The following is a 25250-nucleotide window of genomic DNA, read 5'->3' as shown; positions in this document are numbered from 1 at the left end:
AACAGTATAAAAAACCCAGGATACTATAAAGCATCCTGGGTTTATTTTTTCCCTATTCGTTGCCCTCATTATCAGATACTTCTTTAAGCATCTGGCAGGCGCCGCGGAATACCGCGCCCTCATTGATTGTCAGCGTACCTACTTTGATATCGCCATAAACTTTTGCAGTAGGCAAAAGCTCCAATTTATCCGAAACATCGATGTTGCCTTTTATCATCCCGGCAACAACTGCATTACGGGCTTTCACTTGAGCCTGCAGCTGACCGCCTTCACCTATGACAACATCTCCAGCAGTAGCAATTTCACCTTCATGCTGGCCATCAATGCGGATAGTCCCCTGTGAAGTAATGTTACCCTTGAACGAGGTATCTGCGCCAATAATAGTGCCTACTTGGTCACCTGTGCTGATTGCTTGTTTTTTACTGCCCCACATCTTATCGATTACCTCCTACAGAAAACTTGATGGATTGACGGCAGTGCCGTTGACGCGGATTTCATAGTGGCAATGCGACCCGGTGCTTATGCCGGTATTCCCCATATAGGCTATGGTTTCACCTTTTTTAACCTTTTGACCTGGGGTAACAAAGAGCTGCGAATTATGCCCATAGATTGTAACAATCCCATTACCATGGTCAATCTCTACCATTTTTCCGTAACCACCATACCAGCTGCTGCTAGTAACAACACCATCAGCAGTAGCGACAATCGGAGTGCCCGTATCATTGGCAATATCTATACCAGGGTGCCAGTCGCTACCCCAGCCCCACGGCGAACTGCGCCAACCAAAGCGCGAAGTTACATCACCGCTTGTCGGCCAAATAGACGGAGTAGCTGCTAACCGCTCATTCTTTTCTGTCAGTGCATTTTTCAGGTTTGTAAGACTCTGTTCTCTTTCTTTAACAGCTGCCCCTAGCTCTTTGGTCAGATTGGTCAATTGATCAATATTAGGCTTACTTTTAGGGCCGCCTTGACCGCTATGGTTTCCCACCCTAGCTGGGGCCGAACGGGAAGTTGCTGTTGACTCCTCACCATTGACCAAACGGTGAAGATCGGCATCAAGTTGATTTAGGCGATTCATGTCTTCCTGCAGCTGTGCCGTAGTTTTAGCCAGTTCTTCCAGTTGTGAATATTGTTTGCTGTTTACTTCTCTCAGCTGAGCCAGCTCATGCTTTTCCTGTGTGGCTACATTGGCCTGGTAACGATAGCTTAGCATTGTGCCGGAGAGTATTGTAAGACAAACAACCAGCGCTGCGGCCGTGTATTTGACTGTTTTAATAGGTATACGAACACTAAATACAGATTTAGCGTGATGTGGCACAATCATCAATGTATATTCGCGTCTGTCAGGCTTTGGCGTTTTTTGGTTCAAAAACATCACCTTCTTGAGTAGAATTTTTTCGCCCTAACTTTGATGATATTCGCCAAAAACTATAAAAATCCTGCTAGTTTATGAACTTTTTACCAACGCCTTGTCTAGCGCACCTTTTTCTTCGTCAGTCAGATAATAAGTAGACTGACCATCAGCCACCGGCTTAGCATAGACCCGCGACTCATTCCGGCCGTAAATACTTGACAGCACTACTCCGTTCTTTTTGCCGTCAAGTAAGGCCAGAGCAAAGCTGAGGTCACTGCCCATATCCTCAAATGCATTAAACCGAACAACTCCTACATACTGAACAGAAGCGGTCGCAATCGTGTCCAGGCGACGGCATTCACCATCAAGGCGATTTACTTTGCCCACCGCCTGGTGGACTTCTTCTATATGTTTGATCAGTAATTGTTCAATATTTACCCCGTCCATGCCTGCCATCATTTTTTGGTAACGTCTATTGAGGCGGCTCATTTTGATATTGATGTTGATAAAAACGATAAGTGCCACAAAAATCAATGCAGTCAGACCAAGTAATATGTAAGGGAGATTTGTTGTAATGAATATTGTATACTGCGACAAATCCATGGTCGTCATTTGTATCACCTTTCCTCTAATCTGCGGATATTAGTAATTTTTTTTACATTGTCGGCCAAAAATAGGCGATAGCTGCAGCGACTGGTATCGCTGGCAGCAGATTTGCCAGTCTTATCTTTTTTAGTTCCAGCATTAGTATGCTCACCCCGACAATAAGAATGCCGCCGGTTGCCGTCATTTCTTTAATTATACTATCAGACAGCACTGCGCTGAAAAAACCGGCCAGCAGGGTAATTAGTCCTTGATATACAAAAATTGAAACACTGGAAAATGCTACCCCAATACCCATGCTTGCGGTAAATACAATTGCGACAATGCCATCTATCAAGGACTTTGCATACAACGTACTGGTATCACCGGTAAGTCCCTCCTGAATTGAGCCGACCACAGCCATAGCACCGATACAATATACCAGGCTGGACGTAACGAAGCCGCGGCCAATGTTATTTTCTCCCGGGTTGTTCTGACTGCCAAACTTAGCTGACAGCCATTCACCAATTTTATTGAGATAGCCGTCAATGTTAAGTGACTCACCGATAACTGCACCGGCAGCCAAACCTAAAATGACGACAAGTATATTCTCAGTCTTAAAGGCCATTTGCAATCCAATAATACCAACGGCCAACGCCATCCCATGCATGACAGTGCTTTGGTATTTTTCCGGAATACCACGTTTTAGCGCCAGCCCCAGCCCGGAGCCGACAAGAACAGCAGCGGCATTAACTATGGTCCCTTTCATGTACTAACCCCCTTGAGCAGCAATCTTCTGTACAGCGGCAATAACCTGCCCGATTTCTTCTTCTGTATTAAAATAACCAGGACTAAGCCGCACCGTCCCAGTCTTAAGTGTTCCTATCGCCTGATGGGCCCAGGGGGCGCAGTGTAATCCTGAGCGACAGGCAATCTCATAATCCCGGTCAAGGGCATGAGCAATCTGCCCACTGTCTTTGCCATTGAGCGTAAATGACACAACGGCCGTGCGTCCGGCAATATCTGTATTACCATGAACAGTCAGTGTTGGTATACCTTTTAAACCGTCCAGCAAAAGCTGGGTCAGCGCCATTTCTTTGGCTTGAATGTTTTCTCGTCCGGTATCCAATATAAACCGGACACCGGCCTTAAGCCCGGCAATGCCTGGCGTGTTAGGTGTCCCGCTTTCCAGGCGGTCAGGCATAAACTCAGGCTGTTTGTCAGATTCGGACAGACTGCCGGTTCCTCCAACTCTAAGTGGTGTGACAGCCTGTGCTTCACTTACATATAGGCCGCCTGTACCCTGTGGCCCAAGCAGGCCTTTGTGCCCGCTAAATGCCAGCAGGTCTATCCCCATAGCGGCTACATCAATTGCCTCCACCCCTGCCGTCTGAGCAGCATCCACAATGAATATAGCGCCGATCTGCTTGGTCAGTTTCCCTATCTCCGCTATCGGCATAATGGTACCTGTAACATTGGAGGCATGGCTCATAATTACTGCTTTAGGCCGTTGCATGACCGCTGCTCTCATGGCGTTCATGTCAAGCTGGCCGTCACGCTTACAAGGAACAATAACTACATGAACACCTTTCGCTTCCACATATCTTACAGCCCGGGCAACAGCATTGTGTTCCATCGCAGTTGTTACAAGTGTATCCCCAGGACAAAGCAACCCAAACACAGCCATACTGATGGCATCGGTTGCATTGTGAGTAAACACAATCTGATTTGCATCTTCAATCCTAAACAATTCAGCCAGGGCCTCCCTGGCCTCATACAGCATCAGGCTAGCTGCCCGCGCCATGCTATGCCCACCACGACCCGGGTTAGCTCCCATTGTTCTTAAGCAATGATCGATTGCCTGATAGACACACTCTGGTTTAGGCCACGTTGTAGCAGCATTATCAAGATAGATCACAGCTCATCCGCTCCTAATCTTCAAGTATCATTTGGGCTAGCGGAAATGGTGCCAGCGCCCGGTGCAAAATGCCATGAACCTGGGCAATTAACAATCCATAATTTACGATCGGCACTTCCGCCTCTCTGGCCATCGCCAGACGATACAGCATTTCCCGCCGGTTAAGCATGCACGCGCCGCAGTGAATAATTAACTTGTATTTTGCCAAGTCAGGAGGGAACGTACCGCCTGACACCCATTCAAAGTCAAGTTCCCCACCTACTGCCTGTCTAAGCCAACGCGGAATTTTTACCCTGCCAATGTCATCTGCCTGCCGGTGATGGGTACACCCTTCCGAGATCAGCACCTTATCCCCTGGTTTTAGCGCTTCAATGGCTTTAGCCCCGGTTACTAAGGTCTCAAGATCTCCCTTATGACGAGCCATTAAAATAGAAAACGAGGTAAGCATTACACCTGGCGGGGTATCTGCTCCCACCTTCATAAATTCCTGCGAGTCGGTGACCACTAGACGCGGTGGTTTTTTCAGACCGTCCAATGCTTCCTTAAGTTCTCTTTCTTTGACTACAACGGCACAGGCATCATTATCCAGAAGATCGCGAATGGTCTGAACCTGGGGTAGAATCAAGCGGCCTTTAGGCGCAGCTAAATCAATGGGGACTACCAACACTACGGTATCTCCTGGTGACACCAGATCGCCAATAACAGGTGGACCCTCCCAGTTGTCAGGAGCCAACTTAATAATCAGTCGTTTTAACTCTTCAATACCCTGGCCAGTTTTGGCACTGATATTAATGAGCGGCAAATCGAGCGTTGTACTCCAGCCGGCAATCGTATCAGACGAAGCCGACATAACATCACTTTTATTGACAACACCAGCAATGGGTAAGCTGCGTTTACGTATTTCTTTTACAAGCGTTTGCTCAAACTCAGTCAACCCCTGCTCAGGTTCAATGACTACTACAGCTAAATCTGCTTTATTAAGCACTTGCATTGTCCGCTCAATTCGGAGAGCGCCTAAGTCACCTACATCATCAATGCCTGCTGTATCAATAATCATGACAGGCCCAATCGGCAATATCTCCATGGCTTTATACACCGGATCGGTGGTTGTGCCAGGCACATCTGAAACCAGCGCAATATCCTGGTTGGTAAGGGCGTTAATTAAACTGGACTTACCTGCATTACGGCGTCCGAAGATGGCGATATGCAGGCGTGATCCTTTTGGGGTTTCTTGCATATTGTTTGCCTCCCTAATCACTTTTGTGCCCCAGCAATTCCCGGTCTTGTCATAGCGCGAGGATCCAAAATGGCGTCAATCCTCGGTTCCGGCAGCACCGCTAATTCAAGTGCAGCTTGACGCACGGTCACACCAGTCTCCAGAGCCCTGCGCGCCACCTTTGATGCTAGGTCATAGCCAATATGAGGAACTAAGGCTGTAACACTTACCTGACTACCTTCCAACAGCGCCTGGCAGCGCTGCGCATCTGCCGTTATACCTTGAATACAAAACTCATTAAAAACTGTTACAGCATTCGTTAACACAGTCAAGCTTTCTAACAAATGATGGGCTATCAGCGGCATAAACGGATTGAGTTCCAGTTGGCCCGACTGCGCCGCCATAGCAATCGCCATATCTGAAGCCATGACATGAAAAGCAACTTGATTGATGGCTTCAGGGATGATTGGATTCACTTTACCTGGCATAATCGAAGAACCAGCCTGCCGCTCCGGCAGCCTGATTTCACCCAGGCCAGCCCGCGGTCCTGAGGATAGTAGCCTGAGGTCATGGGCACACTTACCTAGATTAACTGCTAACGCTTTGAGCAAACCTGAAACCTCGACAAATACATCAGCGTTCTGGATAACGTCAATCATGTTCTCGGCTCTGGCCAAGCCAATACCGGCATATTGCCGCACTCGGTCATTAACCATAAATATGTACTTCTTATCAGCGTTAAGCCCAGTACCAATGGCTGTGCCGCCTAACGCCGCCTGACGTAGTCGCTCTTCCACCTTATGCAATCGCCAGCGGTCACGGGCAACAGCACCAGCATAAGCGCTAAATTCCTGCCCCAACATGACAGGCACCGCGTCCTGCATCTCGGTGCGACCAACCTTAATGACTCCGGCAAATTCGGCTTCTTTAGCCTGGAGTGATGCCTGTAGGGCGGCACAACCCTCACTTAAAGGTTTAAGCAGCCAAATTGCCGCAATCCTCAGTGCAGTGGGGTAAACATCATTGGTCGATTGATGCATATTGACATGATTGAGTGGATGTACCAGATCATAGTCTCCGCGCTGCCCCCCCAAAAGTTCAATGGCGCGGTTGGCCAGTACCTCGTTAACATTCATATTGGTAGAAGTTCCAGCCCCACCCTGTAAGGCATCAATAACAAATTGGTCGCGCCATTTACCATTTATTACTTCGTCAGCTGCAACCGCTATTGATTGTGCTTTATCTTTTGCTAAATGACCTAACTCTGCATTGACCTCTGCTGCTGCCTTTTTTATTAAAGTTATGGCCTTGATTAGAGTGTAAGATACTTTATAGTCTGATAGCGGAAAATTTTCTAATGCCCGCAAGGTATGAATTCCATAATATACACTTGCAGGAACTTCCCGTTCCCCCAGCAAGTCCTTTTCTAGTCGCATTTCTTCACCCCACCACCCTGACATCCCAAAAACAAGCAGATCTATTATTGTTTCACGTGAAACATTTTTTTATCCTGTTAGAACAGTATTACTTTCCCCTGGATAAGGGCAACCTCGACATCAGCTCTAGTCGCACCTCGGAGAAAGTCGTGTTTTCTTTATCCATGTTATACTACAAGCTGTCCACGGAATTTAGAAGAAACTGGTTCTTGGCGAGTTGACAGCATTTCCATAATTCTTTCCAGATCTTCAGGAGAATAGTATTCAATTTCAATTTTACTCTTCATTTTTCCAGGCTTAATTCTTACTTGCGTTCCAAGTATGACCTTAAGCCGGTCTTCAAACTCATTCATGAAAAACTGATTAGGATCATCACCGTTTTCTGGCTCTACCGAAGGCTTTGGTTCCGCCTTCTTGGCAGGCCGACGCGCAGCCAAACGACGCACCAATTCCTCAGCATCACGGGCAGACAAGTCTTCTTCAATAATTTGATTAGCAGCATCAAGTTGCATTTCAACAGTTTCTAAAGCTAACAGCGGCCTAGCTTGTCCCATGGTTAATGTTCCACGTGAAACAAAATCTTGTACCTCTGGATGTAGATTTAGGAGTCGTACAATATTAGCAATCATTGAACGGCTGCGCCCGATTCTTTGAGCCACCTCTTCTTGTGTCAACCCGAACTCTTCCATAAGCCGACGAAAAGCCATAGCTTCCTCAATCATATTAAGGTTACGGCGCTGCAAGTTTTCAATTAAGGCAATTTCCATCATTTCGGCATCTGTGTAGTCACGTACCACAGCCGGAATCTGCTTAAGACCAGCTAACTGCGAAGCACGCCACCGGCGTTCCCCTGCCACCAGCTCGTAGCCACTGAGCGTCTTTCGAACAACCACCGGTTGAATGATTCCATGCTGTTTTATGGATTGCGCCAGTTCGGCCAGCGCCTCTTCATCAAAATCCCGGCGAGGCTGGTGCTGGTTGGGAACGATATCCTTGATGGCAATCTCATTAGGCTGTTCATTATGTACATTAGCATCACCAGTATTAGGAGAACCAAACAACGCATCCAATCCTCGTCCCAATCCACGTTTATTCATCACCAATCACCTCACGTGCTAAATCAAAGTATACTTCTGTTCCCTTAGACTTAGGATCATACTTAATTACCGGCTGTCCATGGCTAGGCGCCTCGCTTAAGCGCACATTTCGAGGAATAATCGTCTGATAAACTTTATGACGAAAATGGTTTTTTACCTCGTCAACAACCTGGATGGATAAATTGGTCCGGGCATCAAACATAGTAAGGACAACCCCTTCGAGAGTAAGCACCGGATTAAGATTTTTTTGTACCAAACTCACTGTGCTCATTAATTGAGTCAATCCCTCCAATGCATAGAACTCACATTGGATGGGTACAAGAACTGAGTTAGCAGCTGTCAGCGAGTTAATAGTTAGCAAGCCTAATGACGGCGGGCAATCGATAAGCACATAGTCATAACTAAACTTCGCCTTGTCCAGCGCCCGCTTAAGTTTACCCTCACGCGACATCATCGAGACCAGTTCAATCTCAGCCCCGGCAAGTTGAATTGTGGCTGGTAAAAGCTTAAGGTTAGCAATTTCCGTCTGTACCACAATTGTGTCGATCGGCACATCATTCACCAGAGCATCATAAACACAGCGCTTAATCGTACCTTTATTGAATCCCAATCCGCTTGTGGAGTTCCCCTGCGGGTCAATATCAATAAGCAGTACCTTTTTACCCAGCTCAGCCAAGCAAGCCGACAGGTTGACCGAAGTCGTCGTCTTGCCTACTCCTCCTTTTTGATTGGCGATAGCAATTACTTTAACCAAACTAGTTCACCTCAAAATAGATAGTTCCATCTTCTCATTCAACACAGTTGCGTTATTTCCTGCCAAAAAAATGCTAATATGCAAAACTTGATCACTGATAACAATAGAATTATAAAGAATTTGTTAATCTGTAAACATCACAGCTTTAACTAATTGGCAAAATATAATATAATGCTAATAATACCTCACTTTAATCTGGAGGTTCTCTTAATGCCGATATATCACCCCCGTTTGATAACAGTTGACCTTGATGAAACCAAACGCTATGCAGGACTAGGTAGTAAAGCAAACTTTTCCGCCGCACTCCTTACGGAGGCATGCACTCAAGCCCAGCTTCTGGCTACCCCAAAAGGAGTTTGGCAGGTGTATGTCTATGACCAAGACTCACATACCATCATGTCGCCTAATCCACTTAGCCTCACAGCAGAGAGCATTATTAAGCATTTAAGTGGCGCAGTCGAAGTAGCAGTAATGGCTGTAACAATTGGGCAACCACTAGAGCAAGAAGTATCTAACCTGTTTTCCAGAGACCAGTATACTTTAGGACTGTTATTAGATGCCGCCGGAACAACTGCTGTAGAAGCAGTCTGTGATGCTGTCTGTAGTGTAATATCAGGGCAAGCCGCCCGTACAGGGCTTACGGCAGGCAGGCGCTTCAGTCCCGGTTATGGCGGCTGGCCAGTAGACATACAGCCAGAGATATTGGCTCTAGCCTCAGGCGCTACCATTGATCTGAGCGTTACAGATACAAAAATGCTTGTACCCCGTAAATCAGTTACTGCTGTAATTGGCTTATATCCCTACCACCAAGCACTGAGTTTACCTCATCAGCAAGAGCTGTCCTGCGATAAATGCGGGCAACCGGGCTGTCATGCGCGAAAGGAGACCGATAGATAATGATCCATGTTTTTGATGGTGCCATGGGCACAATGCTGCACCAGGCGGGTTTGGAGCCAGGTCAGTGTCCTGAATTATGGAATATTGAGCAGCCAGAAAATGTAATAGCCATTCATCGCCAATATGTTGAGGCAGGCGCTACTATCATAGAAACCAATACCTTTGGCGCTAACCGCATTAAGTTAACGCATTATGGTCTGGAATCAAAGGTAGCAGCTCTCAATGCTGCAGGTGTCACTGCGGCACGTCAAGCTGCTGGCACTCATGCCAAGGTAGCAGGTTCTATCGGTCCAACCGGAAAATTTATCGCGCCACTTGGCGAACTGACCTTCGATACCGCCTATGATGTATTTTACGAACAAATCCACGCACTGGATCAAGCCGGGGTTGACTACATACTGATTGAAACCATTATTGATATTCAGGAGATGCGGGCTGCACTCCTGGCAGCCAAGGCTGCAACCAACAAACCTGTTATCTGCCAGCTATCATTTGATGCCGATGGCCGCACGGTAACAGGTACTGATCCGCGCACAGCCGCAATTACCTTAGAGGCTATGGGGGCAAGCATAATTGGCGCCAACTGCTCTTTAGGACCAGCCCAACTTTTGCCGGTTATTGAAACCTTAGCCCAGTCTTGTTCTTTGCCAATTAGTGTTCAGCCAAATGCCGGTATGCCTGAGCTCATAAATGGACAGACGGTTTTCCCGATGCAAGCTGATGAAATGGCAGCCTGGATACCTAAGCTGGCAGCTGCCGGAGCCACCTTCATTGGCGGTTGCTGCGGCACTACACCTGCCCATATCAAAGCAATTAGACAAACCGTAGACAAACTACCCAGCCCACCAGAGCGCCGCCTTCAACATGTTACTGCTTTAACTAGCCGCACCCGTGCCATATACCTTGGACCCCAGTTCGCACCAGTCATTATCGGCGAACGCATTAACCCCACTGGCCGTAAGACCTTAGCCAATGATCTTAAAGAAGGCAATTTTGTTACTGTCAAAAAAGATGCCCTTGCTCAAATAAAAGCCGGTGCCGGTATCCTGGATGTTAATATGGGTGTACCTGGTGTTGACCAAATCGCCCTCATGAAACAGGCTGTTGAGGAATTATCTGTCTTAGTTGATGTGCCGTTAGCCATCGACACAACCGACCCAGCCGCGCTTGAAGCCGGACTCAAGGCATATCCCGGCCGCGCCCTGATTAACTCGATTACCGCTGAAACAGAAAGACTCGAGAGCTTCCTGCCGCTTGCAAAAAAATACGGCGCAGCTGTATTATGTCTACCGTTATCAGACAGCGGTGTCCCTACTACCGCAGTAGAGCGTATAAAAGTTGCTCAACAAATCATCGATATCGCCTTGTCACATGGGCTAAACCGCCATGACCTGCTGCTTGATGCACTTGTTATGACAGTTGCCACAGATGGCCGGGCAGCGGCTGAAACACTCCTCACCCTCAAACTGTATCGCGAACAGCTTGGCTGCCCTGCCGTAATGGGCCTCAGTAACGTATCCTTTGGCCTGCCTCGCCGGGATTTAATGAATGCCGCGTTTTGCGCTATGGCGCTGGCATCAGGTCTTGATGCCCCGATCCTCAACCCCTTTGATCCGTTGATGCAGGATATATGGTCAGCTGCCACCGCCTTAGGCGGCCATGACAACCAGGCCATTGCCTATAGCAAAAAATATGTGGATATGCCAGCCCAGACAGCTGCTGTCAGCAATGCGGCCCCTGATATATTAACGCAAATTCGCCAAACAGTAGTCAATGGCGAAACAACAGGTGTTGTTCCCCTCATTCGCCAGGCGCTTGCCGAGCATCATACTCCTCTTACCATTACTGAACAGGCACTGACGGCAGCCATGAATGAAGTCGGCCAGGCCTTCGGCCAAGGCCGCTGTTTCCTACCCCAGGTGCTTTTATCAGCCGAGACTATGCGCACTGCCTTTATGACCATTAAAGAGGTACTTCCATCCCACACTACCCAAAGCTTAGGAACAGTACTATTAGCCACAGTCAAAGGCGATATTCACGACCTAGGCAAAAATATTGTCGCCGCTCTTATGGAAAACAACGGCTTTACCGTGATTGATTTAGGCAAAGACGTTGCCCCTGAAACCATAGTAGCCGCCGCTAAAGAACATCAGGCACAGCTTGTGGGCCTATGTGCACTAATGACTACTACCCTGCCGCAAGTAGACATAACTATTTCCGCACTCAAAGCCGCAGGCTATACTGGTAAATCCATTGTGGGTGGTGCTGTTCTTACAGAAAGCTATGCCAGGCAGGCCGGGGCTGATGCCTACGCCGCCAACGGCGTAGCGGCTGTCAACATTGCTAAAAAATTACTGGGGTGCTAGGAGGCGGCTGTCATGGCTCAAGATCGTTACCGTGGCGCTTTATTAGGCCTAGCCATATGCGATGCTTTAGGAATGCCGCTGGAGTTCAAAACGCCTGGCAGCTTTACCCCAGTAACCGGACTAATTGGGGGCGGCCCTTTTAACCTCAAGCCGGGAGAATGGACTGATGATACAAGTATGGCCCTATGCCTGGCAGACAGTTTAATCAGCTGTCAGGGTTTTAACCCTGCTGACCAGATGGATCGCTATGTTCGCTGGTACAAAGAAGGCTATTTAAGCAGCACCGGCACCTGCTTTGATATCGGTAATACCGTGCGGAGCGCACTTGATACCTATGGCCGTACTAGTCAGCCTTATGCCGGCTCTAATGATCCCCGTACTGCCGGTAACGGTTCTATTATGCGCCTAGCCCCTATTCCTTTAGCCTTTGCCGCCAATCCCGCTTTAGCGATTGACCTGGCTGCCGCCAGCTCCCGTACCACCCATGCTGCAGCCGAGGCTGTTGATGCGTGCCGATACTTAGCTGCCCTGATTATCGGCTCACTCAGTGGCCTCGATAAAGCTTCTTTGTTATCTGACAGTTATTCCCCTTTATCAACATCCTGGAATCCTCCACTTGCTGGCAAAATTAGCGATATAGCCGCAGGATCGTTCAAATATAGCAACCCGCCTGCTATTCGCGGTACAGGCTATGTCGCCGATTCACTGGAAGCCGCACTATGGGCCTTCTACCACAGCGACAACTTTAGACAAGGTGCACTTTTGGCAGTAAACCTCGGCGAAGACGCTGATACCACCGGAGCTGTTTATGGTCAACTTGCCGGTGCTTATTACGGCAAAGCTGCCATACCGTCTGAGTGGCTTGCAATGCTCTACAGGCGGGAGTACATTGAGGAAACAGCAGACAATCTATTAAAGATCACCTTAAATAACTGAATAGAAAAAGTCCTGGCACCCATTTCCCGGTGTCAGGACTTTATTTATCCTGTAAGAAAGTAAAACTTTCCGTCTGGATAAGGCAACATCGGCTTCCGCTTTCGCCAAAGGCTCGGCGCAAGCCATGTTTTCTTTATTTAGATAATAGTATTAACTACTTTTTCGATTGTTTTTCACCTGGATATTGATATTAACATAATCACCTTCAATATCCTGCTTAACCTTAATATCCATACCACTTTTCTTCATTTGGCTAATTACACTATTGATAGTATTAATAAAAATGCGGACATCTTTAATAATCTTTACGACAGTCTGCCTTGGCGTTGCCTGTTTTTCCTTTTCCCGGGAAATATTCCCGGAATAGGTTTCTATTAAGTCTTCGGTTTCCCGAACATTTAAACCCTTTTCCTTTACCCCGTCAAGTACTTCCATTTGCACCTGGGTATCATCCAGCTTTAGCAAAGCCCGAGCGTGGCGCTCGGTTAAGTTTTGGCCAACAACCGATTGGCGTATTTCAGGAGCCAATTTTAATAAGCGAAGTTTATTGGCAATGGTAGATTGATTTTTCCCTACTCTTCGGGCTAACTCCTCTTGGGTAAAGTTAAAGCTTGCAATCAGATGTTGATAGCCTTCAGCCTCTTCCAAAAAGTGCAAATCTTCCCGCTGCAGGTTTTCGATCATCGCCAGTTCAGCCATTTCTTGATCCTCTAGTTCCCGCACAATAACCGGAACCTCAGCAAGACCAGCCAACCGGGAGGCCCTCAGCCGCCGTTCGCCAGCAACCAATTCATATGCTTCCCCTTGACGGCGAACCAGGAGTGGCTGAATTACGCCGAACTCACGAATAGACGCGGCCAATTCCTTAAGAGAATCGTCATTAAATGTCTTACGGGGTTGGAACCGATTGGGCATAATAGCTTCTGGTGAGACTAGTTGGACTGACTGAGATTCAATACCAGAGCCTAAATCTGTATTATTAGGAGCAGTATTAGCTGCATCTGTTTCTTTAATAGTATCAGTCGGGATACTTTCTGGAACAAGTTCGGGAACAGTTGGCGAAGCCTCTCCAATACCAAACAGTCTGGCCAAGTTTCTCATGTTTCCACCACCTACAAAACAACATTAGGGACATGCTTTATTCTCTATATTCTGCAGCCAATGGAATTTTCCTCTAAATTAAAGCGGCTTTTTTTCAGGTGTGCCTGGGCGACGGGGATAATCCTGCGGGGTGGCTGCAATCTTTCTGATATAGATTACAGCCCGCTTATCAACAAGCCCTGGGAGGTTAACTGGCTCAATCCGTTCAAGCCTGCCACCTAGAATAGTTATTGCCTTGGCAGCTTCTGCCGCTTCATCCTCATACTGGGCTCCTTTAAGCGCAATAAACCAGCCGCCTGTTTTAACAAACGGCAGACATAGTTCACACAGAACATTCAATCTGGCCACCGCCCGCGACACGGCTATCTGGTATTTCTCACGATGCAGCTTATTTTTGCCGCCTTCCTCTGCTCGAGCATGAACAATATCCACCCCCTCAAGGGTAAGAGTGTCTGTGACCTTCCGCAAAAATAGCAGGCGTTTATTGAGCGAATCCATAAGCGTAAGTTTTAGGTCAGGCTGATAAATCTTAAGGGGAATACCAGGGAAACCAGCACCTGTGCCAACATCAATTATGCTGGTGCCGGAATTAAAGATATCCTCCTGGTAGCAAGATAGTGAGTCAATCATATGTTTAACAGCCACTTCATGAGGCTGGGTAATGGCAGTCAGGTTTATTTTTTCATTCCATTCAATAAGCAGACGGTAGTAAGTATTCATGGCCTCAATCTGGCCTTCTGACAGGTTCAGTCCGTATTTTGCCGCTGCCTGCGCCAGCAGATCTTTAAAATGTTCCATAAAACAGCTCCCTTACTCTTGTCGGCCCCGCCGCTGTTCCAGGTACACCATGAGTATGGAGATATCGGCCGGGGAAACCCCTGATATGCGTGCTGCCTGGCCAACTGACAATGGCCGGATTTTATTAAGTTTCTGCCGGGCTTCCAGCGCCAGACCACTGATTTGACTGTAATCAATATCATCTGGCAGGTGTTTTGCTTCCAATTTGGCTGAGCGCTCGACCTGTTCAAATTGCTTTTGGATATACCCCTCATACTTAACGGCAATCTCGACCTGTTCCCGTACCAAGGACGGTATCTCCGGCAAGTCAAATTGGGTACGCATGGCCTCATAGTTCACTTCTGTGCGCCTAAGCAGATCATACAGCGTAATGCCTGTCCGTAGTTCAGCAGTGCCGAGAGCGGCCAACCTGTTTTGCATCTCAGGTACTGGTGTAATCTGCTTACTTTTTAAGAGAGTAAGCGTGCTTTGAACAGCTTGCTGTTTAGCAGTAAACCGTTGATACCGCTCATCACTCACAAGACCAATTTCGCGGCCTCTTTCAGTCAATCTAAGGTCGGCGTTGTCTTGGCGCAGAATTAGCCGGTATTCGGCCCGTGAGGTCATAATCCGGTAAGGCTCAGAGGTACCCTTGGTTACTAAGTCATCAATCAGAACGCCAATATAAGCCTCTGAGCGCGATAAAATGAAGGGGGGCTTAGCTTGGGCCAAGAGGGCAGCGTTAATGCCAGCCATAAGCCCCTGAGCGGCAGCCTCTTCGTAACCTGATGTACCATTCGCCTGCCCTGAGGAAAACAACCCACCAATCTTTTTAGTCTCAAGGGTTGGTTTAAGTTCAGTCGGGTCAACACAATCATACTCAATGGCATAGCCTGCACGCATAATTTCCGCCTTCTCTAAACCAGGAATAGTTCGCAGAAAAGCTAATTGAACATCCACAGGCAGGCTTGTAGACATACCTTGAATATACATTTCGGTAGTGCCTGTTCCTTCTGGCTCAACAAATACCTGATGAGACAATTTATCAGCAAACCGCACGACCTTATCCTCAATTGATGGACAATAACGCGGTCCTGTTCCCTCGATAACTCCCATATATAAAGGCGAACGGTGCATATTGGCTCTGATAATGGCATGAGTCTCCTCATTGGTATATGTAAGCCAGCAGGGCGTCTGCTCCCGCGTTATAATATCACTCATAAAAGAGAAATTGTGGGTTATATCATCGCCAGGCTGAATAGTCATCTTACTGGTATCAACAGTGCGGGCATCCACCCTGGCCGGGGTACCGGTTTTAAACCTCATAAGCGAGATGCCTAGTCCGCGGATTGCCTCAGACAGCTTTTCAGCCGGCCGCTGACCAGCAGGACCGCCAGGATAGTTAATATCGCCTATGATAATCTTGCCGCGCAGATAAGTGCCTGTGGCGATAATTACGCACTTAGAACCATATACTTCTCCCAGCTCAGTAACTATGCCTGTTACCTGTCCATTTTCGACAAGAATGTTGTCAACAAGTGCTTGTTTAACATCAAGATTCGGCTGTTTCTCCAGCGTATGCTTCATAGCCATTTGATACAACTGTTTATCAGCCTGTGCCCGCAAAGCATGAACAGCAGGTCCTTTACCTGTATTGAGCATACGCACTTGAATACAGGTCTTATCAGTATTAACACCCATTTCGCCGCCCAATGCGTCTATCTCCCGCACCAGATGGCCTTTAGCCGGTCCACCTACTGCCGGATTACAGGGCATCATCGCAATATTATCCATATTAAGCGTAGTAATCAGTGTCCGGCATCCCAGCCGGGCCGCAGCCAGCGCTGCCTCACAGCCAGCATGCCCAGCACCGATGACTACTACGTCATAATTATTTGCTTGAAACAAAATTTCCACCTCATTCTTACTTCCCGATACAAAACTGAGTAAATATCTGGTCAATTATATCTTCACCAACCGTATCACCGGTAATTTCACCAAGCTTCTCCCAGGCGGCTCGGAGGTCAACAACAATACAATCAGGCGGCATGCCAGCTTCAATTGTTGCCAGGGCTTCTTCCAGCCGCTGACTGGTATGCCTTAACGCGTCAGCATGACGAACATTGTTAACAAAAGCAGCTTCCCCCTGACTGACATGACCACTGTAAACTAAATCAGCGATTGCTTGCTCCAATTCAGCCAGTCCATCCCCTTGGGTTACAGAAATTTTTAATACCAGCCGGTTGCCTGCAGCCTTTTTTAGTTCCTCAAACTCAAGCAAGGATGGCAAATCACTCTTATTCACAAGAATAATGGCTTGTCTGCCTGCAAGCAGCTCTAATACAGCCCGGTCTTCAGCAGACAGTGGCATGGAGGCATCTAAAAGCAGTAAAATAAGATCTGCCTGATTTACAAGCTCCTTAGCCCGCTCTACGCCAATTTTCTCCACAACATCGGTTGTCTCACGAATACCTGCTGTATCAATAATTTTAAGCGGTATGCCGCGAATATTAACATATTCCTCGATAATATCTCTGGTCGTTCCTGGTATATCGGTAACAATAGCCCGCTTTTCCCGCAGCAGGGCATTGAGCAGGCTTGATTTACCAACATTGGGCTTACCAACAATAACAGTTGCCAGACCCTCACGCAAAATCCGGCCTGTCTGAGCTGTGGATAGGAGTTTACCAATCTCAGCGTTAGCCTTGACAATTAGCTCAGCGACATCAGCAGCTGCCGCTTCCTCAATATCCTCTTCAGGAAAATCAATGGCTGCCTCTAGCTGGGCAATCATCTTGAGGATATCATGGCGTAAGTGTTTAATCTCGCCAGATAAAGTCCCTGACAGATTACCTACTGCCACCCTAAGGGAAGCATCTGTTTTTGATCTGATTATATCAATGACCGCCTCGGCCTGAGCCAAATCAAGGCGCCCGCTCAAAAATGCCCGTTTAGTAAACTCACCAGGCTCAGCCAGCCTGGCACCCAGCGTAAGCGTCAAATCCAAAATACGCCTTAACGGCACTGGGCCGCCATGACAATGAATCTCGACAATATCCTCACGGGTATAAGACCGTGGACCGCGCATAATAATCAGTATTGCCTCATCGATCGTTTCACCGCTACCCGGGTCAACAATATCACCATAAACAACTTGATGGGACAGAATATCAGCAGCCCGCTTGCCTGTTTTACCGATAAACAGCTTGTCCGCAATAGCTACAGCCTTACTGCCGCTTACCCTGACAATGCCAATGCCGCCCTCACCGATCGCCGTGGCTATAGCGCTAATAGTATCATCGCTGGTCAGCACATTCAATAACTTCCACTCCTTGCGCATAGTAACCATAATTTGATTATTTAATTATACTGTAAAATTATTAATATTCCCTATACTTTCCACTGTTCCTGCAAAAATAAATAATTAATATAGTATTTACTGGGAAAATAAAAAATACACATAATTTTATTATTCGACATAACTTTAGCAGGTAAAATAACCATAACATAGAAATAGTAATTATCTATACATATCGCTATATTGTGCGTTATTCATAAGAGAAAGAAGGGATGGCAATGTCTGATAAAAAGGGGATTTTGCTGGAAACTGGTACTAATGAGTTTGAGATAGTGGAATTTTCAATTGGCCCTGTCAGCTATGGTATTAATGTGGCAAAAGTAAGGGAAGTCATTAACCCCATACCTGTCACCAAAATGCCTACCGTCCATCCATGGGTTGATGGTATCTTCACTTTGCGCGGCCGTGTTATGCCGCTGGTTAATCTGCCGCGTTGCCTTGGCGCTGAATCCTCAACAACTTCCCCTAAGATTATTGTAAGCGAACTAAATAATTACTATGTTGCCTTCCTTGTTGACGAAGTTTCGCGCATTCATCGTATTTCCTGGACAGCCATGGAACCGCCTCCTCATATCGCAAACTCGGATATGGTTGTCGGCATTATTAAAATGACCGATAAAATGGTCGTCCTGCTGGACTTTGAAAAAATAGTAGCCGATATCAACCCAGATATGAACCAAAAATTTAATGAATTTACAAAAAAACCTGCTGATATAATTGATATTCGCAAAACCAAAACTATTTTAGTTGCTGAAGATTCCAAGATGCTGCGCGATTTGTTATTAGGCACCCTCCACAATGCAGGCTATGCCAATGTCATCGCGACAGAAAACGGACAAGCTGCCTGGAATAAAATTGAACAGCTGGCCGCTGGCGGTGAACCGATTGAAAACCACATCCAGCTTGTGATAACAGACATTGAGATGCCGCAAATGGATGGCCACCATCTCACTAAGCGCATTAAAGAAAATGATAAGTTTAAACATTTGCCTGTTGTTATCTTCTCTTCGCTTATCAATGAAGAGATGCGGCTTAAAGGCCAGTCCATCGGTGCCAACGGACAGGTGTCCAAACCTGAAATTGTTCAACTAATCGACCTGATTGATAAACATATTCTGTAACGAAACACAGCTTACGCCAAGCCTTTGGCAATAGCGCAAGCTGCTGTTTTCCTTATCCTGTCTTGAAGAAAGTTAACCTTTCTATGAGGGTAAGAAAAACGACTGCCCTTTCCGGGTAGTCGTTTTTTTAACCCACAATTCTATTTTAGCATCAAATCCCATAGCTGCTTACCAATCAACAAACTAGTCATCCCAATAAACAGTGGACGCACATAAGCGGTACCACTCTTAATAGCCAGGCGCGAGCCGACAATCGCCCCGGCAATCATGGCGCCCCCCATAATCAGTCCATATTGAAAATTAACTGAGTCCAGATAGATAAAGGTGGTCACTGCTGCAATATTACTGGCAAAATTCATTACTTTCGCATTACCAGCAGCTACAATAAAATCAAAACCTAACAGTAAAAATGCAAAAATAAAAAATGAACCAGCCCCAGGCCCAAAAAAACCATCATAAAACCCGATACTAAAGGCAGCCAGTCCAATAAAAAACTTTGTCTTGGTGGTTAACCCCTGATAGGTAGACTCAGAACCCCAGTCTTTTTTTAAAACCGTATAGATGGCAACTAGCACTAATAGCACAACCACCAGCGGCTTTAAGAATTCCGGAGGAATATGCCGTACAGTATATGCACCCAAAACCGAGCCGCCAAAAGATAACGGAAACAACCAGGCAACCAACCGACAGTCGACTTTTCCTGATCGTAAAAATGAAATAGTGCTTGTCATTGATGACATAGTACCGGCGATCTTATTAGTACCCAGCACTACACTGGGAGGTAAACCGGTAAACATAAGCGCCGGCAATGATATCAGACCGCCGCCACCGACTACCGAGTCAATAAATGAACCAATAAAGCCTGCTACAAGTAAAAAAACAATGATTTCCGGACTTATACTTTCCAAGATAACATCTCCTGTTATGGTAAGATTGCGACGTTATTATCATAAACCTTACGCACTTTATAAATCAAGGATTATTTCGCTGTCTTTTTATCCTGTAAGAAAGTATAACTTTCCGTCTGGATAAGGGCAACATTACCCAAAGGGCACAGGTGGCTTTTCCGCTTTTGCTAAGGCTCGGCGCAAGCCGTGTTTTCTTTATTGTCAATAGTTAACTGGCAGTGTACAATATTGGTAAAAGTGAGGTGTCTGAATGGTCTGCGAACACAAGTATTACAGCATTATAATTAAAGGGTGTTCCCGCCGGGAAAAGCTCGGTTCCCGTCTGGAAACCGTGCTAATGAGGGGAAAACTAGCTATAAGAATGGCTCTTGATCAGATGCCAGCTGTTATTATATATAAGGGTAAAGTTGATACTATTGTTCCTGTACTGCGGGCATTTACAGCTGAAAAAGCGGCAATAACCGTTACTACTGATGGCGTACCGCCATCTTTGGCTTTATATAAAATTTACCCTGGTCTTTTAGATTTAAGCCCTGAATTGCAATTACTGCTTGTTGATGTTCCACCCAAACTCTGGTTGGGAGAAACAATACACATAATTGTTCCTGCAAACTTTTTAGGTTCAGACGGTGCTTTAGTGATAACCAGTCATGCTGTATATTTTATTGACAAACCAGACGGTGATAAAGAATGCCGCTCACTCATTATCCCCTACAATCAAATGACTGCCTCTTCTGACCCAATCCAAGCTAACAGCCTGTCTATAAGCTACGCTGATCTAAACGGCTGCCAAACCGATATTTTCACAATACCGGCAGAATACCTGACTGCAAGTAAAATGGCCATAAGGAAAGCCAAAGCGGCAAAAAAATATTTAATAAAACTTAAGACAAAATGTATCGGTTGCGGCTACATATCAGAAGATTATGCAGACAGCGCACCTCCTGACGAGAGATGCCACTGCGGCCAACTATATGAACGCACAATCATAAGATAAGACTTGGCTTGTGCCAAGTCCTTCAGGACGCCGGCAGAAGCCTTAGTCGTTCTTATGTCAACAAAATTGCGTTGTAAATTCTGGTAGACTCACATAAGTAAAGCCAGGGACTTCATCCCTGGCTTTACTATTTATTTATTTCTTTAAGGAGATAACTACCTTGCGATAGGGTTCGTCACCTTCGCTATATGTCACAATCCGATTATCACTCTGGAGCGCCATATGAATAATCTTGCGCTCTTGTGGGCTCATAGGTTCAAGAACTACCCGTTCTCCCCGTCTTTTAACCTTATCTGCCAGCCTCATCGCCAAGCGCGAAAGCGTTTCTGCCCTGCGTTTGCGATAGTCCTCTACATCAAGCACAATCCGGCTGCGCTCGTCAGCATCACGGTTGGCAGCAAGATTGGTAAGATATTGCAAAGCATCAAGCGTTTGACCGTGTTTGCCAATAAGAATGCCTAAATCTTCGCCACGCAGATTAATAACTACATGGTCATCCTGATTTTTCTTTTCCATACTCACAGTAATGTTCATGGCCTTAAAGACTGACTCTAAAAATTGCTTGGCCACGTCGATCGGATCAATGGGACGAATAGCCACTCTTACCTTAGCGAGTTTGGAGCCGATAAACCCAAATAATCCTTTACTAGGTACTTCCAACACCTCATGGTCAACGCGATCGCGGCTTACCCCTAGTTCGGCCAGTGCAAGTTCAATAGCCTCTTCGATCGTTTTTCCAGTCTTTTCTGAAACTGTAAGCTTATCATTCATAAATTAGCGTGCCTCCTCACGAGCAACTGACGCACTATTACGATACATAAACCACTGCTGAGCAATTTGAGAAAGATTGCTTACTACCCAGTAGAGTACTAAACCGCCTGGGAAGGTTAAACTAATATAACCAATGAAAATCGGCATGAATATCAGCATCATCTTATTTTGCTGGGTCATCTCTGTTGTCGTCTGTTTTTGCTGAATGAAGGTAGTGAGTGCCGAAAGTATCGGTAATATATATGTAGGATCAGGCTGAGCCAAATCTGTCATCCATAAAAAGCTTGGCGGCAGCTGGGCATATTGATAATCGCGAATCGCGAAGAATATGGCAATTAAGAACGGCATTTGAACTAGCAGCGGTAAACAGCCAGCCAGAGGATTTACCCCAGCCTCTTTGTATAAATTAGCCAGTTCCTTGTTGAGCTTCTCTGGGTTGCCTTTGTATTTTTCCTGAAGCTCCTTCATTTTTGGCTGAATGTCCTGCATGGCCTTCATTGATTTTACCTGCTTAACAGTCAGCGGATACATCAGCGCTTTAATGGCGATGGTTAGAAGAATTATCGCTATACCATAATTGGCATAACCTGCGCTAGCTGTCAAATTATAAAAGAAAGTCAATGCACTCTGCATGATATTGCTTAAAAAATCCAAGAAATTTCCCTCCTGCAAATAATTGGCTGTTTATTTAAACAGGATCATACCCGCCAGGGTGAAAGGGATGGCAACGCAAGACACGTCGTATAGCCATCACCAAGCCGCGGGCAATCCCATACCTTTCGATAGCTGTTAACGCATACTCAGAGCATGTCGGTACAAACCGGCAGCTAGGCGGTTTTAGCGGCGATATAAATAGCCGATAAAACTTAATAGCGCCGACAATTAATAAAGTAACTATTTTTTTCATGACTTCTCCACCATTATTTTAGCTTTTGCACAGAGCTCTAAAAATGCTCGATTTACCTGCGCTAAGCCGGCATTAGTTAACGGCTGGCGGGCAACAAGCACTAAATCGACACCATTAATAAGGTTACTCTGGTGGAGACGATATGATTCCCTTAACAAACGCTTAAGGCGATTGCGCACAACAGCACAGCCTAGTCGTTTGCCGGCGGCAAAACCAATCTGGCGTTTAGCAGTTCGATTAGGCAAGACATAAAGCACCAAATACTTGTTGGCATATGACTTGCCTGCACGATATACTGCTTGAAAGCTCTTATTCTGACAAAGCCTGCTACACTTGGGCAGGGCAAACCTTTTGACCATAGTTAATCATCCGGTTTCTTCATTATTTTTCTCAGGGCTGCTTAGTAGCGCAGTTATGCATTTACAAACAGCCCTATCTGATGGAAAAAATAGGCCACTAAAGCGGCCTACTTATGCTGACAATTTTTTTCTGCCTCTAGCGCGTCTTCTCTTAATAACGGCCTGGCCACCTATTGTCGACATACGCTCACGAAAACCATGAGTTCTTTTTTTCCACAGCGTATTTGGTTGATAAGTACGTTTCATTCTAAACACCTCCTTATTAAAGCGGAGAACATACTACACTGAAATCTACAAAATTTCACTAGCTTAGATTATAGACTAGCGCAAGGCAATATGTCAAGAATATTGACAGTATCAAACATAGACTTCTGTGGATAAAATTCGCCATTTTTTGTCCAAGGGGAAAATATCTTGTTGATAACTGTCACGTGATTTGTTAATATAAATTATGCAGTTATCAACAATCTCTTGGGATAACGTTGATTTATATACATTTATTCTGACTTATCCACAAAAAACCATACTTATTCACAAGTTTGTCCACAAAGGTTGATAACTTGATAATACACGGTCGCGGGAATATTATGTACCGCCGTTGTATTTTTTTTTCGCCCTAAACACTGTCTGAATAAAACTTATTCACAGTTGTTGATATCTTTGTGGATAACTTATGTTAATTGTCATCACATTTTGTGGAAAACATAACAAGGAAAGGACTGATCAACTGAAATGAGCGCGGATACCGCTTATATGGCAAGCATTTGGCAACAGGCCCTGATACATATGAAAAAAGCGTTTATCAAACCGCTTTTTGAAACATGGATCAAATCGACAATGCCGCTGTCAATTAACGATAATGTTATTGAAATTGGCACTCCTAAGCAATTTGTCAAGGAATGGTTGGAAAGCCGCTATGTGCCTGTTATTAAGGCTGCCTTAAAAGCTGCCGCCAACAAAGATTTTGAAGTTATCTTTATAAATATGGATATTGAAATGGAAGGTGTCGAAGAAACTCCCCTGCTTGACGTAGATACGGAAGCTGACGTACTTGCTGAGGATATTCCTTTCACCACTCCAGCCAAAGACACACTCTCGCTTCCACAAAGTCCTGCTCAGCAAGAGGCTGAGGATGATATCAACCATAATGACTTTCTGAAATACCTTGATGATATGGGCGATATTCCTGAAGCAGCTGCGTCACTTTCACCGGCGGCTGCTGTACCTGCTCCCCAAACCACTATCCAACCGGAAAAAAGGCCTTCAAGAAACCAGCCATACTATACAATACCCGGAGATGATTTTAATTTAAATCCTAAATACGTTTTTTCCACATTTGTTATTGGCAACTCCAATCGATTAGCCCATGCTGCTTCGCTGGCCGTCTCAGAGGCACCAGCACAAGTCTATAATCCTTTCTTTATTTATGGCGGTGTAGGATTAGGGAAAACTCATCTTATGCATGCTATCGGTCATCGCATCAAAGAAAACAACCCAAACATGAAGGTTGTCTATATATCCAGCGAAAAATTCACCAACGAACTCATTAATTCCATTATTAGCGGTAATCCGGAAAGTTTTCGTCAGCGTTACCGTTATATTGATGTTCTCCTTGTTGATGACATTCAATTCCTATCTAAAAAAGAACATACTCAAGAAGAATTCTTTCATACCTTTAACACCCTGCATGAGGCAAACAAACAGATCATTATCTCCAGTGACCGGCCGCCTCGGGAAATTCAAACCCTTGAAGACAGGCTGCGCTCCCGCTTTGAATGGGGATTGATCACAGATATCCAGACCCCAGACCTAGAGACACGGATTGCCGTACTCCGAAAAAAAGCTATGATGGAAAGTCTTAGTGTTCCCAATGAAGTTGTCGTATATATTGCCAGCCGGATTGAAAACAATATTCGTGAGCTTGAGGGTGCATTAATCAGGGTTATTGCCTATGCATCACTTAATAATCAACCAATCGATATTGATTTGGCTACCGAAGCCCTTAAAGATATCTTTCCTAATGGCCGGCCAAAACAGGTTACCACAGATCTAATTCAAGAAATTGTCGCAGGCCACTTTAAACTTAAATTAGAGGATATGTCAGCCAAGAAACGAACCCGTAATGTGGCTTACCCCCGGCAAATCGCCATGTATCTATGCCGCGAACTAACCGAAACTTCACTGCCAAAGATCGGCGAAATATTTGGCGGCCGTGACCATACTACCGTTATACACGCTCACGACAAAATCAGCCGGGAGAAAAATATGGACGCCAAACTTAACAATACACTCAAGGATCTGATTAAGCGTATTGAATCATAGTATCAGTGTATAACTCTGTGTATAACCACAAGTTTAAGATGTACACAAACTGTGTATAATTTTATACAGACAT

Annotated in this window: 25 protein-coding genes; 6 read left to right on the top strand and 19 right to left on the bottom strand. The window is 45.8% G+C overall.

Translation table 11 applies throughout. The annotated features are described in order from the left end of the window. Nucleotides 1-52: 52 nt before the first annotated feature. The 9 genes from B9A22_RS14905 to B9A22_RS14865 all read right to left on the bottom strand — a co-directional run bounded on the left by B9A22_RS14905 (nucleotide 53) and on the right by B9A22_RS14865 (nucleotide 8357). The gene (locus tag B9A22_RS14905; RefSeq protein ID WP_084576692.1) at nucleotides 53-433 is read right to left on the bottom strand and encodes a bactofilin family protein; all 381 of its coding nucleotides are present in this window, start codon (nucleotides 431-433) and stop codon (nucleotides 53-55) included. A 15-nt stretch (nucleotides 434-448) separates the two neighbouring features. Beyond that, complete coding sequence (locus B9A22_RS14900; protein WP_084576690.1) at nucleotides 449-1369, bottom strand: M23 family metallopeptidase; 921 nt, start codon at nucleotides 1367-1369, stop codon at nucleotides 449-451. Between the two features lie 78 nt (nucleotides 1370-1447). After that, a complete protein-coding gene (locus B9A22_RS14895; RefSeq protein ID WP_342747840.1) occupies nucleotides 1448-1966 on the bottom strand; it encodes a DUF4446 family protein in 519 nt (172 codons plus the stop codon). A 43-nt stretch (nucleotides 1967-2009) separates the two neighbouring features. Beyond that, complete coding sequence (locus tag B9A22_RS14890; RefSeq protein WP_084576688.1) at nucleotides 2010-2705, bottom strand: DUF554 domain-containing protein; 696 nt, start codon at nucleotides 2703-2705, stop codon at nucleotides 2010-2012. A gap of 3 nt (nucleotides 2706-2708) precedes the next feature. Beyond that, a complete protein-coding gene (locus B9A22_RS14885; protein WP_084576687.1) occupies nucleotides 2709-3854 on the bottom strand; it encodes an aminotransferase class V-fold PLP-dependent enzyme in 1146 nt (381 codons plus the stop codon). 13 nt (nucleotides 3855-3867) lie between these two features. Next, complete coding sequence (gene hydF / locus B9A22_RS14880) at nucleotides 3868-5091, bottom strand: [FeFe] hydrogenase H-cluster maturation GTPase HydF (protein ID WP_084576685.1); 1224 nt, start codon at nucleotides 5089-5091, stop codon at nucleotides 3868-3870. A gap of 17 nt (nucleotides 5092-5108) precedes the next feature. Then, nucleotides 5109-6506 carry an aspartate ammonia-lyase gene (locus B9A22_RS14875; protein WP_084576683.1) on the bottom strand — a complete coding sequence of 466 codons (1398 nt, stop codon included), beginning with the start codon at nucleotides 6504-6506 and terminating at the stop codon, nucleotides 5109-5111. 167 nt (nucleotides 6507-6673) lie between these two features. Beyond that, nucleotides 6674-7603: a ParB/RepB/Spo0J family partition protein gene (locus B9A22_RS14870; RefSeq protein ID WP_176215536.1), complete on the bottom strand. Its 930-nt coding sequence runs from the start codon at nucleotides 7601-7603 to the stop codon at nucleotides 6674-6676. Then, nucleotides 7596-8357: a ParA family protein gene (locus B9A22_RS14865; protein WP_084576679.1), complete on the bottom strand. Its 762-nt coding sequence runs from the start codon at nucleotides 8355-8357 to the stop codon at nucleotides 7596-7598. Before B9A22_RS14865 ends, B9A22_RS14870 begins: the two co-directional genes overlap by 8 nt. A 210-nt stretch (nucleotides 8358-8567) precedes the next feature. Here B9A22_RS14865 and B9A22_RS14860 point away from each other — a divergent pair, with 210 nt between their 5' ends. The 3 genes from B9A22_RS14860 to B9A22_RS14850 are packed head-to-tail and all read left to right on the top strand — an operon-like array spanning nucleotide 8568 to nucleotide 12556. After that, on the top strand, nucleotides 8568-9254 hold the full coding sequence (locus B9A22_RS14860) for a hypothetical protein (RefSeq protein ID WP_084576677.1): 687 nt from the start codon (nucleotides 8568-8570) through the stop codon (nucleotides 9252-9254). Beyond that, nucleotides 9254-11620: a homocysteine S-methyltransferase family protein gene (locus B9A22_RS14855; RefSeq protein WP_084576675.1), complete on the top strand. Its 2367-nt coding sequence runs from the start codon at nucleotides 9254-9256 to the stop codon at nucleotides 11618-11620. The genes B9A22_RS14860 and B9A22_RS14855 overlap by 1 nt, the downstream gene beginning before the upstream one ends. 12 nt (nucleotides 11621-11632) lie before the next feature. Continuing rightward, nucleotides 11633-12556: an ADP-ribosylglycohydrolase family protein gene (locus B9A22_RS14850; protein WP_084576673.1), complete on the top strand. Its 924-nt coding sequence runs from the start codon at nucleotides 11633-11635 to the stop codon at nucleotides 12554-12556. A 150-nt stretch (nucleotides 12557-12706) separates the two neighbouring features. Here B9A22_RS14850 and noc read toward each other — a convergent pair whose 3' ends face one another. The 4 genes from noc to mnmE form a co-directional block, all read right to left on the bottom strand. After that, entirely contained in the window at nucleotides 12707-13657 is a 951-nt protein-coding gene (noc, locus tag B9A22_RS14845) for a nucleoid occlusion protein (RefSeq protein ID WP_084576672.1), read from the bottom strand. A gap of 78 nt (nucleotides 13658-13735) precedes the next feature. Then, nucleotides 13736-14455, bottom strand: a complete 720-nt coding sequence (gene rsmG / locus B9A22_RS14840) for a 16S rRNA (guanine(527)-N(7))-methyltransferase RsmG (RefSeq protein WP_084576670.1) — start codon at nucleotides 14453-14455, stop codon at nucleotides 13736-13738. Nucleotides 14456-14467: 12 nt separating this feature from the next. After that, nucleotides 14468-16342, bottom strand: a complete 1875-nt coding sequence (mnmG, locus tag B9A22_RS14835) for a tRNA uridine-5-carboxymethylaminomethyl(34) synthesis enzyme MnmG (RefSeq protein ID WP_084576668.1) — start codon at nucleotides 16340-16342, stop codon at nucleotides 14468-14470. A 16-nt stretch (nucleotides 16343-16358) separates the two neighbouring features. Continuing rightward, nucleotides 16359-17744 (bottom strand): tRNA uridine-5-carboxymethylaminomethyl(34) synthesis GTPase MnmE, encoded by a 1386-nt coding sequence (mnmE, locus tag B9A22_RS14830; RefSeq protein ID WP_084576828.1) that lies wholly within the window; start codon nucleotides 17742-17744, stop codon nucleotides 16359-16361. 266 nt (nucleotides 17745-18010) lie between these two features. Here mnmE and B9A22_RS14825 point away from each other — a divergent pair, with 266 nt between their 5' ends. Continuing rightward, the gene (locus B9A22_RS14825; protein ID WP_245824000.1) at nucleotides 18011-18913 is read left to right on the top strand and encodes a chemotaxis protein; all 903 of its coding nucleotides are present in this window, start codon (nucleotides 18011-18013) and stop codon (nucleotides 18911-18913) included. Nucleotides 18914-19053: 140 nt separating this feature from the next. On the opposite strand, the gene B9A22_RS14820 is transcribed toward B9A22_RS14825, so the two are convergent. Next, nucleotides 19054-19821 carry a sulfite exporter TauE/SafE family protein gene (locus B9A22_RS14820; protein WP_084576665.1) on the bottom strand — a complete coding sequence of 256 codons (768 nt, stop codon included), beginning with the start codon at nucleotides 19819-19821 and terminating at the stop codon, nucleotides 19054-19056. A 337-nt stretch (nucleotides 19822-20158) separates the two neighbouring features. Here B9A22_RS14820 and B9A22_RS14815 point away from each other — a divergent pair, with 337 nt between their 5' ends. Next, a complete protein-coding gene (locus tag B9A22_RS14815; RefSeq protein WP_176215535.1) occupies nucleotides 20159-20818 on the top strand; it encodes a hypothetical protein in 660 nt (219 codons plus the stop codon). A 135-nt stretch (nucleotides 20819-20953) separates the two neighbouring features. On the opposite strand, the gene jag is transcribed toward B9A22_RS14815, so the two are convergent. The 5 genes from jag to rpmH all read right to left on the bottom strand — a co-directional run bounded on the left by jag (nucleotide 20954) and on the right by rpmH (nucleotide 23101). Next, nucleotides 20954-21589: an RNA-binding cell elongation regulator Jag/EloR gene (gene jag, locus B9A22_RS14810; protein WP_084576661.1), complete on the bottom strand. Its 636-nt coding sequence runs from the start codon at nucleotides 21587-21589 to the stop codon at nucleotides 20954-20956. A 3-nt stretch (nucleotides 21590-21592) separates the two neighbouring features. Then, complete coding sequence (locus B9A22_RS14805) at nucleotides 21593-22222, bottom strand: YidC/Oxa1 family membrane protein insertase (RefSeq protein WP_084576827.1); 630 nt, start codon at nucleotides 22220-22222, stop codon at nucleotides 21593-21595. Between the two features lie 55 nt (nucleotides 22223-22277). Continuing rightward, a complete protein-coding gene (yidD, locus tag B9A22_RS14800) occupies nucleotides 22278-22496 on the bottom strand; it encodes a membrane protein insertion efficiency factor YidD (protein WP_084576659.1) in 219 nt (72 codons plus the stop codon). Further along, nucleotides 22493-22855: a ribonuclease P protein component gene (rnpA, locus tag B9A22_RS14795; protein ID WP_084576658.1), complete on the bottom strand. Its 363-nt coding sequence runs from the start codon at nucleotides 22853-22855 to the stop codon at nucleotides 22493-22495. Before rnpA ends, yidD begins: the two co-directional genes overlap by 4 nt. A gap of 111 nt (nucleotides 22856-22966) precedes the next feature. Beyond that, nucleotides 22967-23101, bottom strand: a complete 135-nt coding sequence (gene rpmH / locus B9A22_RS14790) for a 50S ribosomal protein L34 (RefSeq protein ID WP_084576656.1) — start codon at nucleotides 23099-23101, stop codon at nucleotides 22967-22969. A gap of 507 nt (nucleotides 23102-23608) precedes the next feature. On the opposite strand from rpmH, the gene dnaA reads away from it, so the two are divergent. Then, the gene (dnaA, locus tag B9A22_RS14785) at nucleotides 23609-25177 is read left to right on the top strand and encodes a chromosomal replication initiator protein DnaA (protein WP_084576826.1); all 1569 of its coding nucleotides are present in this window, start codon (nucleotides 23609-23611) and stop codon (nucleotides 25175-25177) included. Nucleotides 25178-25250: the final 73 nt, after the last annotated feature.

The organism is Sporomusa malonica (assembly GCF_900176355.1).
Lineage (GTDB): Bacteria > Bacillota > Negativicutes > Sporomusales > Sporomusaceae > Sporomusa > Sporomusa malonica.
The sequence above is the reverse complement of the archived record's forward strand: the minus strand, read 5'-3'. Positions and strand labels throughout refer to the sequence as shown.